Here is a 13,762-nt window from a genome sequence, read left to right as displayed (position 1 = left end):
ATCGGGTGTTCGTCCTGCACCCGACATCGGTTCGTTCGCCGTTTCGCCGGGAGCGTGCTCGGTCATAGCCGGATCTCGGCGAGGACCTCCTGCGCCCACGCCACGCCGAGCTCGGCAGGGTCGGCGCGCGTCATGACGTCGTGCTCGCCGAAGGGTCCGACCCGCGTCGCGCCGAGCGAGTTCAGCAGCTCGTCGAACTCGTGCGCCCCGCGGTTGTAGCGCTCGTCGTACGAGGTGTCGCCGAGGCCGAACATCGCGTACGACACGCCGCCGAGGTCGGGGGCGAGGTCGAGCAGGTCGTCGTGCAGGAACTGCGCGAACCCGGGCAGCTCGCCGCCGCCGTGCGTCGCGCACGAGATCAGGTACAGCGCTCCCGGCTCGAAGACGTCGACGCCGGCGTCGGCCATGTTCACCACCTCGACGCCGGGCACGGCCTTCGCGATGCCGACCGCGACGGCTTCGGCATTGCCCGATTCGGTGCCGTAGAGGGCGACGATGCGCATGACGGATGCCTCAGCCCGCAGCCCTCGCCGCGGCCGACGTCTGCGCGACGGGCGCGGCCGGGGGCGCAGCATCCGTCGCCGCCGTCGTCGCCCCCGGCGAACCGGTGCGCGGCGCATCGAGGTAGTGGTCGATGACGTACTCGGCGATCGCGATCGAGCTCGTCGCGGCGGGAGACGGAGCGTTGCGCAGCAGCGTGACGGGCCCGACCTGGTCGACGGCGAAGTCGTCGAGGAGCTCGCCGGCGCGGCCCCAGGCCTGCGCGCGGACGCCGGCGCCGTGCTTGTGGGTGAGATCGGACGAACGCAGCTCGGGGATGAACCGGCGCGCCTTCTGGAAGTACAGCGGCTTGATCAGCGACCCGGAGATCTCGTCGACGCCCATCCGCCAGTGCTGCTTCGCGAGCGGCCACGCGCCCGGCCAGCGGAGGGACTCGAACGTGTCCTTCACCGACCACTGCAGCCAGTTGTACCCCTCGCGCGCGAGCGCCGGCACCGCGTTCGGGCCGACGTGCACGTTGTCGTAGACGCCGCGCGTGAAGTGCACGCCCAGGAACGGGAACCGGGGGTCGGGCACCGGGTAGATCATGCCCTTCACCAGGTCGGTCCGCGACGGTGCGAGCTCCCAGTACTCGCCGCGGAACGGCAGGATCTTCGGCGACGGATCGGCGCCGACGAATCGCGCGACCACGTCGGACTGCAGCCCCGCGCACACGATGACCCGGTCGAACACGTCCTCCGACACCGGCGTGACGACTCGCACCCGGCCGTTCTCGAGCGTCATCGCGGTGACCTCGTGGCCGAGGCGCACCTCGCCGCCCGCGGCGCGGACGTCCTGCGCCATCGCCTCGGTGATGCTGGCGTAGTCCACCACCGCGGTGCGCGGCGAGTGCACCGCCGCGACACCCGCGACGTGCGGCTCGATCTCGCGCAGCCGCTCGACGTCGTCGATGCGGGTCAGATCCGGCACGCCGTTCTGGAGCGAGCGCCGCTCGATCTCGGCCAGCGCGTCGAGTTCGGACTCGTCCACCGCGACCACGAGCTTGCCGACCTCCCGGTACGGCAGCCCCTTCTCTTCGCAGAACTCCCGGATCGACACCCGCCCGGCCGCGCACAGCGTCGCCTTCAGCGACCCCGGCTTGTAGTACAGGCCCGCGTGCACGACGCCGGAGTTGTGCCCGGTCTGGTGCTGCGACAGCCGGCTCTCCTTCTCGAGCACCGTGACCTCATCGCCCCGCGCGCTCAGGGCACGGGCCAGGGCAACGCCCACGATGCCGCCGCCGATGATCCCGGTCCGCCGGGTCGCCGGTCCCCGAGCCTGTCGAAGGGCCATCAGTGGGTCCTCACGGCCGCGGTCTTCACCCGCGTGTAGAAGCGCAGCGCCTCGAGGCCCTGCTCCTTGAAGGGCGAGCCCGACTCCTTGAACCCGCCGAACGCCTGGTGGATGTCCCACCCGCTCGTCGGCTGATTGACCGAGACCTGCCCGGTGTCGACCTCGTCCACGAAGCGGAACGCGGCGTCGAGACTCCGCGTGTAGACGGCGCTCGAGAGGCCGTACGGCGAGTCGTTGACCGCTTCGATCGCCTCGTCGAGTGTGTCGACCTCGATCATGCCGAGCACCGGACCGAAGACCTCGTCCCGCCACAGGCTGTTGTCGCGGTCGAACGCCACGAACACCGGCTCGACGAACGCGCCGCGCTCGGCGAGCCCGTCGGCCAGCGCCGCGCGGGCGATGACGGTGGCGCCTTCGCCGAGCGCGGCATCCACCCGGTCCGCGATGTCGCGCTGCGCGGCGCGGCTGACCACCGGTCCGACGTCGATGCCATCGGCGCCACCCGCTCCGACGCGGAGGGCTTCGACGGATGCCGCGACCCGAGCCCGCAGCTCGGCCGCGACGCCCCGCTGCACGATGAGGCGGCTGGTCGCCGTGCAGCGCTGGCCGGCCTGCCCGAACGCGCCGGCCATCAGCACCGGAACGACGAGATCGAGGTCGGCGTCGTCGAGCACGACAGCCGCGTTCTTGCCGCCCATCTCGGTCTGGACACGGATGCTGCTTCCCGCGAGCTTGCGCTGCAGGTCCAGGCCGACGACGGTCGAGCCGGTGAACGACACCGCTGCGAGCCGCCGGTCGGTCGCGAGCGCATCGCCGATGACGAAGCCCCGTCCGGTCACGGTGCCCAGCACGCCGTCGGGCACACCCGCGCGGTGCAGGATCTCGGCGAGCCGCAGCGTGATGAGCGGCGTCTCGGTCGCGGGCTTGATCACGACGGCGTTGCCCGAGATGAGTGCGGGCGCCATCTTGCGGGCGGGGGTGAGGAGCGGGTCGTTCCACGGCGTGATGAGCAGCACGACGCCGATCGGCTCGCGCTTCTGCAGCGCGAAGGTGCCGGGGCGGGAGTCGGGGATGAGCTCGCCGAAGGGCGCGCGTCCGAGTCCGCCGTAGTACTCGAAGAACTCGGCCGCCTTGCCCACCTCGCCCCGCGCCTCGGCGGTGGTCTTGCCCATCTCGGTGACGATGAGCGCAGTCAGGTCCGCAGCATCCTTCCGAATGAGAGCCGCCGCGTCGAGCAGCACCCGACCGCGCTCGATCGGCCCGGTCGCGCGCCACGTCCTCGCGCCGCGCACGGCGGCGTCGAGCACCGCATCGACGTCGACCGGCCCCATCCCCGGGACCAGCCCGACGAGGTCGCCGGTCGCGGGGTCGCGCACCTCGATCGGGTCACCTGACGCATCGGTCGAGAAGCGACCCTCCACGAGGTTGGGACTGACGGTGTTGCTCACAGGATCCTCCAGACGCCTCTGCGGTGTGTCCTGTTGCGGAGGCTCTTCCCAGCATCGTCCAGCGTCGTCGGGGGCGGCAACGCAGCGACTGCGCGCGATTCGCAACCCTTGATTGTCGTCCGCTCAGGGTCGGGTCCGGTGTCGGGCCCGTTCGCGTGCGGAACGCGGGTCGAGTCAGCGAACACCCTTGAGGCGGATGAACGAAAGGGCGAGAGCCGCAGAAGATCAACGGTGACATGGTCGTAGACATCCACGAAATGTCACCCAGGATGGGCTCAACTCCTACCGCCACCGCCATGAAAATCCCTGTTCAGAATGAGTTTTCGTCTTTCAATGGCAGCGGTTCGAAGATGCGGGAGCGGACCGGGCATGGCAGGATCCGATCATGCGTCGATCCACGTCCGCCCGCATGGCCGCGAGCACGGTGATCGCTGCCGCCATCGCGGTCACGGCCACCGCGTGTGCGACGGGTGCCGACGGGGAGCCGGCTTCCGCCGATCCGGCCCGCATCGCCGAGAGTGCGAGCAGCCTCGGCATCGCGCCCGAACTCGTCTTCACGACCGCGGTCGACGGATACGACCTGGCGCCGCAGTCGGTCGGGCCGAGCAACTCCGACGGGATGTCGGCGACGTGGTTCAACTCGAGCACGGCCGGGATGCTGACGATCCGCACCGATCGAGGGGAGTTCACACCCCAGACGTGTGCGGCGACCCCGCTCGAGGAGGCGGCCGATGCGGCGGTGACGTGCACGGAGAAGAACGGCGTGTGGCATCGGTCGGCGGGGGACGCCCATGAGTACGTCGCGGTGCAGGACGGCTCGTTCGTCCGCGTGAGCGGGGTGGATGCGCCCCGCGCCGATCTGCTGGCCGCAGCGCAGGCCGTCCATGTGCCGTCGGCAGCCGAACTCGAGCTGCTCTTCTCCGACGCGCCCATGCGTCCCACAGCGCCCGTCGAGCGCGGCGATCTGCCCGAGAACGGCGACGGCGCGCCGATCGACCCGACCGGTCCGGGCGGCTGAAGCCGTCAGAGGGCCCGCGATCTCGCTTGTCACCGATCAGAGGAGAAGGATGCGTCGTGGCCTGATCGGCGGCGCCGTGCTCGCCGTCTTGTGGTTCGTGTTCGGCTGGACGCCGCTGGTGCTGCAGGGTGCGGGTGGGAGCCTGGCGACCCTGAGCCAGCTCATACCCTCGCCGATGCGCTATGGCGTGTTCGGCCCGCCCGCTCTTTGGGCGGTGATCGTGCAGGTGCTGACCGCGGCCGCGCTCATCGCCGGGTATGCCGTGCTCGCCACATGGCTCACTCCCGGCGGGCGATTCACGTTCGCCGCAGGCTGGCTGGCCGCGATCCTCAGCGCGTTCCTGATCGGCGCGAGCCTGGACCTCGGGAACTTCTTCGTCTGGATCGGTCGGTTCGGAGTCCGGGGCGCGCTCGGAACCATGGGTGCCGCACCCCTCACCGTATGGTGGGCGGTCCTCGTGGGATGGATCCCGGCTCTGGTGACGATGCGACTGCGGAGCGGACAGCGCTTCGAGACGGAACAGGGCGCGGGGACGGATGCTGCGCCCCCGCGCCGCTCGCGAGTCTCGACGTCCACCATTGCAGTGGTCATCGTCGCCGTCGTCGCGGCGATCGCTCTTCCCTTCGCCGCGCAGGCCGGCCACGCCGCCGCGCAGGAACAGCTGCGCCAGGAGCAGGCTGACGCGCAGGCCGCCGCCGATCCGGACGGCGCCGCACCCCCCGATCCGGCCGCGGCCGGCGACCCGGTCCCGGCCGTCGCACCTGCCGGCGCCCCGCCCGCCGACGGGGCCTGCACGGCGGAGAACACGACGATCCTGGCCCCGGCCGCCGACGCCGCAACGGGGCACCGCGGACAGACGCTGCAACTGGTGAACACCTCGGACGCGCCGTGCACCGTCAACGGGTATCCGGATGTCGCCTACGGCGACCAGAACGGGCACCTGCTGGAGGTGACAGTCGACCACGGTTCTTCGTTCATGGCGCAAGACCCCGGCCCGGCGCCGATCACCCTCGAGCCGGGCGACGCCGTGTCCGCCGTCATCGGGTGGGATGCCAATTCGGTGCACGGACAGCTCGCCGCCCGCAGTCTCTGGGCCGCGGCATATCCCGGCGCGACCCGCCTCACCTGGGATGTCTCGCTGGACATCATCCCCGGCACGACCGTCCACGTCACCGCCTGGCACCCTCGCGACCCCATCGGAGGCTGACGCCTCGGCTTACTGGGTGGGACGCGCGTTGCCGCGCCGAATCCGCTGCGCCTAGATTCGCTGCCGACCCGGGCGATCGTGCACGACGCACCCGAGGTCCCAGCACGAACGGATCAAAGGAGATCACATGAAATCGCTCATACGCTCCGGAGTCGCACTCGTCGCCGCGGCGGCGCTCGGCGCGGGCTTGGTGGTCGGGGGAGCGGCCATGAATCCCGGCAAGGGGAACGGGAACGGCCTCGGTGGCCAGCCCGCCACCGCGAGTCAGATCTACCTCGACGAGATCAAGGACTACGGCGTCTGCCGCGGCACGGATCCCACCTGCTACAACGAGTGGGGCAACGGCTGGACGGAGGGCGAGCAGAAGCGCATCCTCATCTGGAGCCGCACGGCGGGTCCCCGGCACGCACACCTGGGCACCGCGCTCGGACCCGGCCTGAACCCGCCGCTGAACGCCAACAACGTCGCGCAGGCCGCGCTCAAGGCATGGGCAGAGGAGCGGGGGATCGCGGTGGACTACACCGAGGATCTGGCGCAGTTCCGCCTGAACAACTACCAGGCCGTGGTGTTCCTCAGCTCCAACCGTGACACGCTCGACGACTCGGCCCAGACGACGCTGATGCAGTACATCCGCGGCGGTGGCGGCTTCGTCGGCATCCACAACGCCTTCGGTGCCGAGTACCACTGGCCCTACTACGAGGGTCTGCTGGGCGGCGCGAACTTCTACAACCACGGGCCGAACCGCGACGGCACGGTCGAGACGATCAACAACAAGGACGTGTCGACGTCCTTCATGCCGTCGACCTGGGCGTTCAAGGACGAGTGGTACAACCTGGTGCCGTACCCCAGCTTCGTGAACGTCCTGCTCGAGGTCGACAAGGCGACGAGCGAGGCCACCCCGGCCGGCCACGGAGAGTCCCACCCGGTCAGCTGGTGCCAGTACTACGACGGCGGACGCGCGTGGCTCACCACGCTCGGCCACGACGCCGCGGCATGGACGTCGGCACCGCTCGCCGGTGACGAGTTCTTCAAGCAGCACGTGATGGAGGGTCTCGAGAGCGCGATGGGCATCAAGCCCTTCTGCGCGGCCTGACCCGCAGCATCCGTCTGAGACAGCTCGAAATGAGGGCCCGGACACGTCGAATCGACGAGTCCGGGCCCTCACCCGTCCCCGCCGGAGTCACTTCCTCCCGTGCGGCTCGCGGTCGAAGGCGGACGTCTGTCCCACTGAGCGGAACCGAAGGCCCGGTCATTCGGTCAACGCTTGCCGGGCATCCCGGGGCGACGGATACTGCACTCATGCGATCCGCTCTCAGAGACGAGCCGGTGTCCGTGCTCGACCGGATCCTCGCCATCCTCGACACGGTCCGCGAGTCGCACGGCTCCACGACCATCACCCAGCTCGCGCTGGCCACGGGCATACCGAAGTCCACCGTGTCGCGTCTCGTCGGCGACCTCGTCCGGCAGCGATATCTCACACGCTCCGAAGAGGGCGTCGTCATCGGGCTGCGGCTGTTCGAGCTGGGCGCGCGCGCCAGCACCCCCCGTCGTCTCACCGTGGCCGCGCTGCCGGTGCTGGCGGAGCTCTTCAACGCCACCGGGGAGCATCTCAACGTCGCGGTGCACGAGGGGCGCGACATGCTGTCGGTGGTCTCCGTGAGAGGCCGGCTGCGGCCGGTGCCGTCGCGCGCGGGAGTCCGGGTTCCCTCCGCGACGACAGCGCTCGGAAAGGCCGTGCTGGCTTTCACTCAGGACGACATCGTCCTCGGGAAGGTGATCGGCGGACTCGAGCCGCACCGGCGCCACGCGTTCGAGAAGGAACTCACCTCGGTGCGGACGGACTTCGTCGCGATCGACCTCTGCGAGACGTTCGCCGGGGTCGTCGGCGTCGCCAGCCCCGTGCTGTCGCCGGACCGCCTGCCGGTGGCGGCGATCTCGGTGGCCGGCCCCGTGACGGACATGGATCCGAAGCGGATGGCGCCGCTCGTCCGCCACGCCGCCCTCGCGCTGACGCACCGCCTGGCGCTCCAGGTCGCCTGATCCATGCGGGCCTCCGCCGCCGACGACGGGCTGGGCGTCCTCGACCGCATGACCCGCATCCTCGAGGCGTTCGACCAGGAGGACAGCGGGCTGAGGATCTCGGAGCTCGCGACCCGCGCCGGCCTTCCGAAGTCGACCGTGTCGCGACTCGTGAGCACCCTGGTCCGGCAGCGGTACCTCGAACGCGACGGCAGGCTCATCCATCTGGGGCTGCGCCTTTTCGAACTCGGGCAGCTCGCGGAGCAGCCGCGCGAACTCCGGATGGCCGCGCTGCCGGTGATGGCGGACCTCAGGAATCGAACGGGCGAGAACGTCCACCTGGCCATCCGGGACGGCGGCGAGATGGTCTGCATCGCGGTCATGCGCAGCCCCTCCGCCGCGGCCCCGATCGTCCGCACCGGAGCGCGGCTGCCGGTCCACGCGACGGCGCTCGGGAAGGCGGCGCTGGCACACGCGGTGCCCGCGGAGGTGACCGACGTCCTCGGCTCGGGTCTCGAGGCATGCACGCCGCAGACGATCACGGATCCCGCCGAACTGCAGCGTCAGCTCGCCGAGATCCGCCGGGGTTCGCTCGCCGCCGAGGTGCGCGAGTTCGCCGCGAGTCTGTCGTGCACGGCGATCGCGGTGTTCGCGCCCGGCGGCGGGCTGGCGGGCGCCCTGTCGGTGTCGGGATGTGCGGACCGCTTCGACCCGGACAGGGTCGCTCCCGCCGTCCGCGCGGCCGCCACTGCCCTGGCGCGCCGGCTGGCGTCAGCCGGAGCGGCGTCCGCCTGACGCCTCTCGCGAGCCGGCGTCCGCGGCGGCGCGATCGGTCATCGTGGCCACGATCATGTCGCCGATCAGCCGGCGGTGCGAATCCTGGAGTGCCGGATCGAGCATGTCGCGGTCGAAGATGGCCGCGAACGTGTGCCGGTTGGCGACGTGGAAGCACGCGTAGGCGCTGATGACCATGTGGACGTCGACGGCGTCGATGTCGTCGCGGAAGATGCCGGCTGCGACGCCCCTCTCGATGACGTCTTCGAGCAGCGTGATCGCCGTCGCGTTCTCTCGGAGGATGGTCTCGGACTGACGCAGATGCTCGGCGCGATGGATGTTCTCGATGCTGACCAGCTGGATGAAAGCCGGATGGGTCGTGTGGTGGTCGTACGTGGCTTCCGCAATGGTGCGCAGGGCCTCATCCGGCGACAGCTCGTCGATCTGAATGCCTCGTTCGACGCGGCGGATCTGCGCGTACACCTGCTCCAGCACCGCGAGGTACAAGCCCCCCTTCGACCCGAAGTAGTAGTAGATCATCCGCTTGGTCGTGCGCGTGCGCGCCGCGATCTCGTCCACGCGCGCCCCGGCGTAGCCGTTCGCGGCGAACTCCTCGGTCGCGACACGCAGGATGTCTCCGCGGGTGCGCACCGCCCTGTCCGTGCCCGCACCCTCTCGCACGTCGCTCAGCTGACCGCTCATAGCCCGCCCTTTCCCGCGCCTGCCTGCTCCTCGGCACTGATGAGCAGACGGAAGTGCCGCTGCATTCTTTCACGATCCGGAGCCAGACCCGTGATGATGCGGAGGCTGGCGCAGGCCTGGCCCACGGCCATCGGTCCGCCGTGGAGGACGGGGTGCCCGCGCCGGCCCGCCTGCCGGATGAGCTCGGTCTCGAGTGGCCGGTACACCACGTCGGACACCCAGGTGCCCGGACGCAGGAGGTCGATGTCGAAGGCGACGCCGGGGTGGTGGAGCATCCCCAGCGGGGTCGCGTGGACGACTCCCGTCGCGGCGGCGATGCCCTGCGGGAGCGCGCCGGACGTGAGGGTGGACACGTCCTGCTCCGGGAACAGCGCTCCCATGCGCGTGGCGAGGTCCCGCGCCCGCGCCGGGTCGACGTCCGACAGCTGGAGCATTTTGGCGCCCAGGGACAGCAGGGCGTACGCGGTCGCCGCGCCCGCTCCGCCGCAGCCCAGCTGCACGACCCTGTCGAGGGAGGCGCCGGGCAGACCCACGACGAGACCGTCGCGATAGCCCATCCAGTCGGTGTTGTAGCCCACGAGGCGATCCCCGTCGAACACCACGAGGTTCACGGCGCGCAGGTTCGCAGCATCCGTATCGAGTTCGTCGACGAGATCGAGGACGAGCTGCTTGCACGGATGGGTGATGTTCATGGCGGCGAACCCCGCCTCCCTCGCCTCGGCGAGGAGCGCCCCCACGTCGGTGGCGGGCCGGCCGAGCTCGATGAGGTCGAAGATGCGGTACTCGTATTCGAGCCCCATCGCGCGCGCCTCCGCCTCGTGCATCGGGGGAGTCAACGACTCTTGGATGCCTTCGCCGATGAGGCCGACGAGGTAGTGCCGGTCCTGCCGGGCGCCGTCCCGGTCGCGCACGTCGGTCCCGTCGTTCATGACGGGTCCGCGATCTCGAAGTCGACGGTCGCGAGCGACGCCTTCACCGGAGCCGACACCCGCAGCACCTCGACGTGCGCCGGATGCCGGGTGTAGGCCTCGAGTCCGTCGAGATCGTCGAAGTCGGCGACGATTGCGAGCTCGTGCGAGGCTGGTCCGCCCAGCACGTCGGTGCCGACGCTCATGCTCCGCAGCTGCGGGATCTGCTCGGGCAGCCGTCGCAGCATCGCCATCCAGCTCTCACGCTGCGCGACGGTGAACTCCGGCACGAACCGGAACACCGCGACGTGTCGGATCACGCGTCGACTCCCCGGCTCGTGTTGCGGCGATGCTGGTACTGGGCGGCGAGCCGGATCGGTGCGTTGAGGGCGCCGTACCCGGCGTAGCCCTCCCGGCGCTCCACGATCTCGAGGAACACCGTGCCGACGGGGTGGGTGTAGAAGTGCAAGAACTCTCCGGATTCGTCTCTGTCGTACATGACGTTCAGCTCGCGGAGCTCGGCCAGCAGGTCGGGGTCGATCTGATAGCGCGCCTCGAGGTCGTCGTAATAGTTGGCGGGGATGTCGAGCGGCTGGAACCCGCGTTCGCGTGCCGTCCTCGCGAGGGCGAGGGCGTCTCGCGTCGCGAACGCGATGTGCTGCGGCAGGATCGCGTCCTCCGCGGCGCCGGACGGCACCAGATTCAGCGCGATGCGCAGGACGCCGTTGGAGCTGTGGAGGACCTGGCTGCGCACGAGGCCGACCGGTGCGGCCACCTCGATCGTCGCTTCGGCGGACAGGTCCAGCACTGAGCGGAAGAACAGCACGGCGGCATCGAAGTGCTGCCACGGCTGGGCGAGGTTGACGTGGTCCACGCGATCGATCAGCGCGGCGTCCGCGGCATCCGGTGGGCGGAACTCGCCCACCCACTTCGGCTCTGCGCCGCCCGCCACGCCGAAGAACACCTCCGACCCGTCGGGCGCCCGGACGCCGACGAGGGTCTCCTCGCCCGCAGCCTCCTCGCGGGGGACCTCGGGAGAGAAGAGCTCCCGCGCCCGTCGCGCCGCGAGCGCGGGGTCCGCTACCGAGAGGCCGACTCCCGCCACCGTCGGCTGTGCGTGCGCCGAATCCGGTGCGCCGAGCACCACGCGGGCAGCGCCCTGGGTCCAGAGCTCGACGTCCTTCGTGCGGTGCTCCCCGTGGGAGCGGAAGCCGAGCTGCGCCAGCAGCCGGCGCAGCTCGGCGAGCTCGCCGGTGCGGAGCTCCACGTAGTTGATGTCGGCGGGGGGATCCACCTCGGGGAGCGCCTCCGTCGACATCCGCGCGGCGCGGCCGCCGGCGCGGGTTCCGAGTGCTGCGGCGGTCTCGTGCTCCAGCCATCGGAGCGACCGCCGCGCATCGACGGCCGTGGCGATGGGGTCGGACTGCCGGAAGGTGTCGTTGAAGACCTCCAGCGAGACCGGGCCGTCGTAGCCCGTGCGAACGAGGTGTCCCATGAAGGTGGCCAGGTCGAAGGCGCCCTCGCCGGGGAAGAGGCGGTGGTGCCGGCTCCAGGAGAGCACGTCGAGGGAGAGCAGAGGGGCGTCGGCCATCTGCACGAAGAAGATCCGGTCGGCGGCGATGGTCTCGATGGCCTCGGGGTTGTGCCCCTTGGAGAGGATGTGGAAGCTGTCGAGGCACAGGCCGATGCGTGGATGGTCCGCGAGGCGGACGATGCGCGCCGCGGCCTCGTAGCTGTCGACGAAGCGGCCCCAGGCGAGAGCCTCGTAGGCGACGCGCACCCCGAACTGCTCCGCGACCCCGCCCAGCAGCCTCAGCTGGGCAGCGGCGAGCTGCTCGTCACCGCTGCGCGCCGTCGCGACGTTGCTGCACAGCAGCATCGTCTCGATGCCGAGCCGGTTCATCAGCGCGAACTTCGCCGCGGCGCGGTGGAGGTTCTGCTCGAGCAGTTCGGGTCCCACGCCCTCGAAATCGCGGAACGGCTGGTACAGGTCGAGCGACAGCCCGAGTTCGGCGGCACGACCGCGGATCGCCTCAGGGGAGTCCGGTGACGCGACGAGATCGGGCTCGAAGATCTCGACCCCGTCGAAGCCCGCTGCGTGCGCCGCGAGGAGCTTCTCGTCGAGCGTGCCGCTCAGGCAGACCGTCGCGATCGACGTGCGCATGACACCTCCTTCGGTGACCGACATCCTGCTCCGCCCGGTGTGCTGTAGAGCATTGCACCGTTCTGTACTAACTAGTACGTTCGAAGCACGAAGGGCGATCGACGACGATTCAACCTGTTGGGAGGGGATGCTCGATGACGAGTCTCGCCGAATGGAACACGGCTCCCGCTTCGGCGGGACGACCGGTCTCGGTGCTCGACCGCATCATCGCGATTCTCGACGCGGTGAAGGAGTGCGACGGATCGATCACGATCACCGACATCGCGGCGCGGACCGCCATGCCGAAGTCCACCGTGTCCCGCCTCGTCGCAGAGCTCGCCGCGCAGCGGTACCTGTCGCGGACCGAGGAGGGGGTCGCACTCGGACTGCGGCTCTTCGAGCTGGGTGCGCGGGCGAGCCTGCCCCGCCGACTCGTCGCCGCCGCGGCCCCCGTCATCCGCAATCTGCGCGACGTCACGGGCGAACGCGTGGGGCTCTGGGTGCAGCAGGGCACGGACATGGTGTCCATCGCGGCCGTCGCCGGGCGCCTGCCCATGCTTCCCACCCGTGCCGGCATGCGCTCGCCGGCTCTCACGACGGCCAGCGGCAAGGCGTACCTCGCGTTCTGCGCGGACCCCGCGGTGCTGAGCCGCGTGAGCGCGCCGCTGCTCCACGACGACGCCGACAGCTTCCGACGGGAACTCGCGCACGTGCGCGCCACGGTCACGGCGATGGATCTGGAAGCCTCGTACCCCGGCATCCTGGCCGTCGCGAGCCCCGTGCTCGCGAGCGACCGGGTGGTGCTCGGCGCGATCTCGATCGCGGGTCCGAGCGGCGCGATGGACCCGGACCGTGTCGCACCCCTCGTGCGGCAGGCGGGGAACACCGTGACCCGTCGCCTGGCGGCGGCCTGACACGATGCGCACCGCGACCTGGAGCGAGTCCGTCAGCGTCCTCGACCGCGTGACGGCGGTGTTCGACGCGTTCGGCGAGCACGATGAAGGACTCGGCGTCTCCGAGCTCGCACGGCGGGCGAACCTGCCGAAGTCCACCGTGTCGAGGATCGCGGCCGATCTCGTGGCGCAGCGATTCCTCGACCGCGACGGCGACCTGCTCTACCTGGGCATCCGCCTCTTCGAGCTGGGCCAGACCGTGGAGCAGCCGCGCATGCTGCGCCGGCTCGCGCTGCCCGTGATGGCCGAGCTGCGCGATGTGACGGGGCAGACCGTGCACCTCGCCGTCCTCGACGGAACGGACGTCGTCTTCGTCGCGATCGTCCGCGGTCAGCCGACCTCGAAGCCCCTCGCGCGCATCGGCAGCCGGCTGCCCGCGCACTCGACGGCGCTCGGGAAGGCGATCCTGGCGTTCTCGACCCCGGCGGAGGTCAACGTGGTCGCCTCGAGCGAGCTCGAGGAGCGCACACCGCACACCATCTCGGATCCCGCCGTGCTGCTGCGGGAGCTCGTCGGCATCCGGCGGGTCGGAGCCGCCACCGAGAAGGAGGAGTGCGCACTCGGCCGCACCTGCACCGCGAGCCCCATCCTCGGCCCCGGCGGCGTGCCCGTGGCGGCGATCTCGGTCGCCGGCGCGGTCGCCGACTTCGACCCGGACCGCATCGCGCCGGCCGTCCGCGCCGCCGCGATGACGCTGAGCCGCCGGCTCACCGCCGACCGCGTCGCCTGAACACCGACCGCGCTGCGCGCCGCCGAC

The 13,762-nt window shown here is 70.7% G+C and carries 14 protein-coding genes; 7 read left to right on the top strand and 7 right to left on the bottom strand.

Annotation, left to right across the window (positions count from 1 at the left end; all coding sequences use genetic code 11):
• Positions 1-62: 62 nt before the first annotated feature.
• From ACFQ7C_RS01785 to ACFQ7C_RS01775, 3 genes are read right to left on the bottom strand one after another with little or no spacing between them, the layout of a single operon-like run.
• Positions 63-503 carry a flavodoxin domain-containing protein gene (locus tag ACFQ7C_RS01785; protein ID WP_378897118.1) on the bottom strand — a complete coding sequence of 147 codons (441 nt, stop codon included), beginning with the start codon at positions 501-503 and terminating at the stop codon, positions 63-65.
• Positions 504-513: 10 nt separating this feature from the next.
• Positions 514-1,833, bottom strand: a complete 1,320-nt coding sequence (gene lhgO / locus ACFQ7C_RS01780) for an L-2-hydroxyglutarate oxidase (RefSeq protein ID WP_378897115.1) — start codon at positions 1,831-1,833, stop codon at positions 514-516.
• Positions 1,833-3,281 (bottom strand): aldehyde dehydrogenase family protein, encoded by a 1,449-nt coding sequence (locus ACFQ7C_RS01775; protein WP_378897113.1) that lies wholly within the window; start codon positions 3,279-3,281, stop codon positions 1,833-1,835. The genes lhgO and ACFQ7C_RS01775 overlap by 1 nt, the downstream gene beginning before the upstream one ends.
• A 385-nt stretch (positions 3,282-3,666) precedes the next feature.
• Here ACFQ7C_RS01775 and ACFQ7C_RS01770 point away from each other — a divergent pair, with 385 nt between their 5' ends.
• The 5 genes from ACFQ7C_RS01770 (at position 3,667) to ACFQ7C_RS01750 (ending at position 8,320) form a co-directional block, all read left to right on the top strand.
• The gene (locus ACFQ7C_RS01770; protein ID WP_378897111.1) at positions 3,667-4,299 is read left to right on the top strand and encodes a hypothetical protein; all 633 of its coding nucleotides are present in this window, start codon (positions 3,667-3,669) and stop codon (positions 4,297-4,299) included.
• A gap of 49 nt (positions 4,300-4,348) precedes the next feature.
• Positions 4,349-5,506: a DUF4232 domain-containing protein gene (locus ACFQ7C_RS01765; RefSeq protein ID WP_378897108.1), complete on the top strand. Its 1,158-nt coding sequence runs from the start codon at positions 4,349-4,351 to the stop codon at positions 5,504-5,506.
• A gap of 127 nt (positions 5,507-5,633) precedes the next feature.
• Positions 5,634-6,599 (top strand): ThuA domain-containing protein, encoded by a 966-nt coding sequence (locus ACFQ7C_RS01760; RefSeq protein ID WP_378897106.1) that lies wholly within the window; start codon positions 5,634-5,636, stop codon positions 6,597-6,599.
• Between the two features lie 206 nt (positions 6,600-6,805).
• A complete protein-coding gene (locus ACFQ7C_RS01755; RefSeq protein WP_378897103.1) occupies positions 6,806-7,546 on the top strand; it encodes an IclR family transcriptional regulator in 741 nt (246 codons plus the stop codon).
• Between the two features lie 3 nt (positions 7,547-7,549).
• A complete protein-coding gene (locus ACFQ7C_RS01750; RefSeq protein ID WP_378897101.1) occupies positions 7,550-8,320 on the top strand; it encodes an IclR family transcriptional regulator in 771 nt (256 codons plus the stop codon).
• Here ACFQ7C_RS01750 and ACFQ7C_RS01745 read toward each other — a convergent pair.
• Genes ACFQ7C_RS01745 through ACFQ7C_RS01730 form a run of 4 tightly spaced genes read right to left on the bottom strand, consistent with a single transcriptional unit; the run spans position 8,297 to position 12,073 of the window.
• Complete coding sequence (locus ACFQ7C_RS01745) at positions 8,297-9,001, bottom strand: TetR family transcriptional regulator (protein ID WP_378897098.1); 705 nt, start codon at positions 8,999-9,001, stop codon at positions 8,297-8,299. The two genes, ACFQ7C_RS01750 and ACFQ7C_RS01745, sit on opposite strands and share 24 nt — an antisense overlap.
• Positions 8,998-9,930, bottom strand: coding sequence for a shikimate dehydrogenase (locus ACFQ7C_RS01740; protein WP_378897095.1), 933 nt, complete (start codon positions 9,928-9,930; stop codon positions 8,998-9,000). Before ACFQ7C_RS01740 ends, ACFQ7C_RS01745 begins: the two co-directional genes overlap by 4 nt.
• Complete coding sequence (locus ACFQ7C_RS01735) at positions 9,927-10,229, bottom strand: Dabb family protein (protein WP_378897092.1); 303 nt, start codon at positions 10,227-10,229, stop codon at positions 9,927-9,929. The genes ACFQ7C_RS01740 and ACFQ7C_RS01735 overlap by 4 nt, the downstream gene beginning before the upstream one ends.
• Positions 10,226-12,073 carry a bifunctional sugar phosphate isomerase/epimerase/4-hydroxyphenylpyruvate dioxygenase family protein gene (locus ACFQ7C_RS01730; RefSeq protein ID WP_378897090.1) on the bottom strand — a complete coding sequence of 616 codons (1,848 nt, stop codon included), beginning with the start codon at positions 12,071-12,073 and terminating at the stop codon, positions 10,226-10,228. Before ACFQ7C_RS01730 ends, ACFQ7C_RS01735 begins: the two co-directional genes overlap by 4 nt.
• A gap of 134 nt (positions 12,074-12,207) precedes the next feature.
• Here ACFQ7C_RS01730 and ACFQ7C_RS01725 point away from each other — a divergent pair, with 134 nt between their 5' ends.
• Positions 12,208-12,966: an IclR family transcriptional regulator gene (locus tag ACFQ7C_RS01725; protein ID WP_378897088.1), complete on the top strand. Its 759-nt coding sequence runs from the start codon at positions 12,208-12,210 to the stop codon at positions 12,964-12,966.
• A gap of 4 nt (positions 12,967-12,970) precedes the next feature.
• On the top strand, positions 12,971-13,735 hold the full coding sequence (locus ACFQ7C_RS01720) for an IclR family transcriptional regulator (RefSeq protein WP_378897086.1): 765 nt from the start codon (positions 12,971-12,973) through the stop codon (positions 13,733-13,735).
• The last annotated feature ends 27 nt before the right edge of the window (positions 13,736-13,762 follow it).

Origin of the sequence: Microbacterium sp. NPDC056569 (genome assembly GCF_042793475.1) — a bacterium.
In the GTDB taxonomy this organism is placed as follows: Bacteria; Actinomycetota; Actinomycetes; order Actinomycetales; family Microbacteriaceae; genus Microbacterium.
The sequence above is the reverse complement of the archived record's forward strand: the minus strand, read 5'-3'. Positions and strand labels throughout refer to the sequence as shown.

Excerpts from the sequence above, each read along its gene's own strand:
- ACFQ7C_RS01745 (WP_378897098.1), bottom strand. The coding sequence starts at position 9,001 with ATGAGCGGTCAGCTGAGCGACGTGCGAGAGGGTGCGGGCACGGACAGG.
- ACFQ7C_RS01740 (WP_378897095.1), bottom strand. The coding sequence starts at position 9,930 with ATGAACGACGGGACCGACGTGCGCGACCGGGACGGCGCCCGGCAGGAC.
- ACFQ7C_RS01725 (WP_378897088.1), top strand. The coding sequence starts at position 12,208 with ATGACGAGTCTCGCCGAATGGAACACGGCTCCCGCTTCGGCGGGACGA.
- ACFQ7C_RS01760 (WP_378897106.1), top strand. The coding sequence starts at position 5,634 with ATGAAATCGCTCATACGCTCCGGAGTCGCACTCGTCGCCGCGGCGGCG.
- ACFQ7C_RS01730 (WP_378897090.1), bottom strand. The coding sequence starts at position 12,073 with ATGCGCACGTCGATCGCGACGGTCTGCCTGAGCGGCACGCTCGACGAG.
- lhgO (WP_378897115.1), bottom strand. The coding sequence starts at position 1,833 with ATGGCCCTTCGACAGGCTCGGGGACCGGCGACCCGGCGGACCGGGATC.
- ACFQ7C_RS01770 (WP_378897111.1), top strand. The coding sequence starts at position 3,667 with ATGCGTCGATCCACGTCCGCCCGCATGGCCGCGAGCACGGTGATCGCT.
- ACFQ7C_RS01755 (WP_378897103.1), top strand. The coding sequence starts at position 6,806 with ATGCGATCCGCTCTCAGAGACGAGCCGGTGTCCGTGCTCGACCGGATC.
- ACFQ7C_RS01750 (WP_378897101.1), top strand. The coding sequence starts at position 7,550 with ATGCGGGCCTCCGCCGCCGACGACGGGCTGGGCGTCCTCGACCGCATG.
- ACFQ7C_RS01720 (WP_378897086.1), top strand. The coding sequence starts at position 12,971 with ATGCGCACCGCGACCTGGAGCGAGTCCGTCAGCGTCCTCGACCGCGTG.
- ACFQ7C_RS01785 (WP_378897118.1), bottom strand. The coding sequence starts at position 503 with ATGCGCATCGTCGCCCTCTACGGCACCGAATCGGGCAATGCCGAAGCC.
- ACFQ7C_RS01765 (WP_378897108.1), top strand. The coding sequence starts at position 4,349 with ATGCGTCGTGGCCTGATCGGCGGCGCCGTGCTCGCCGTCTTGTGGTTC.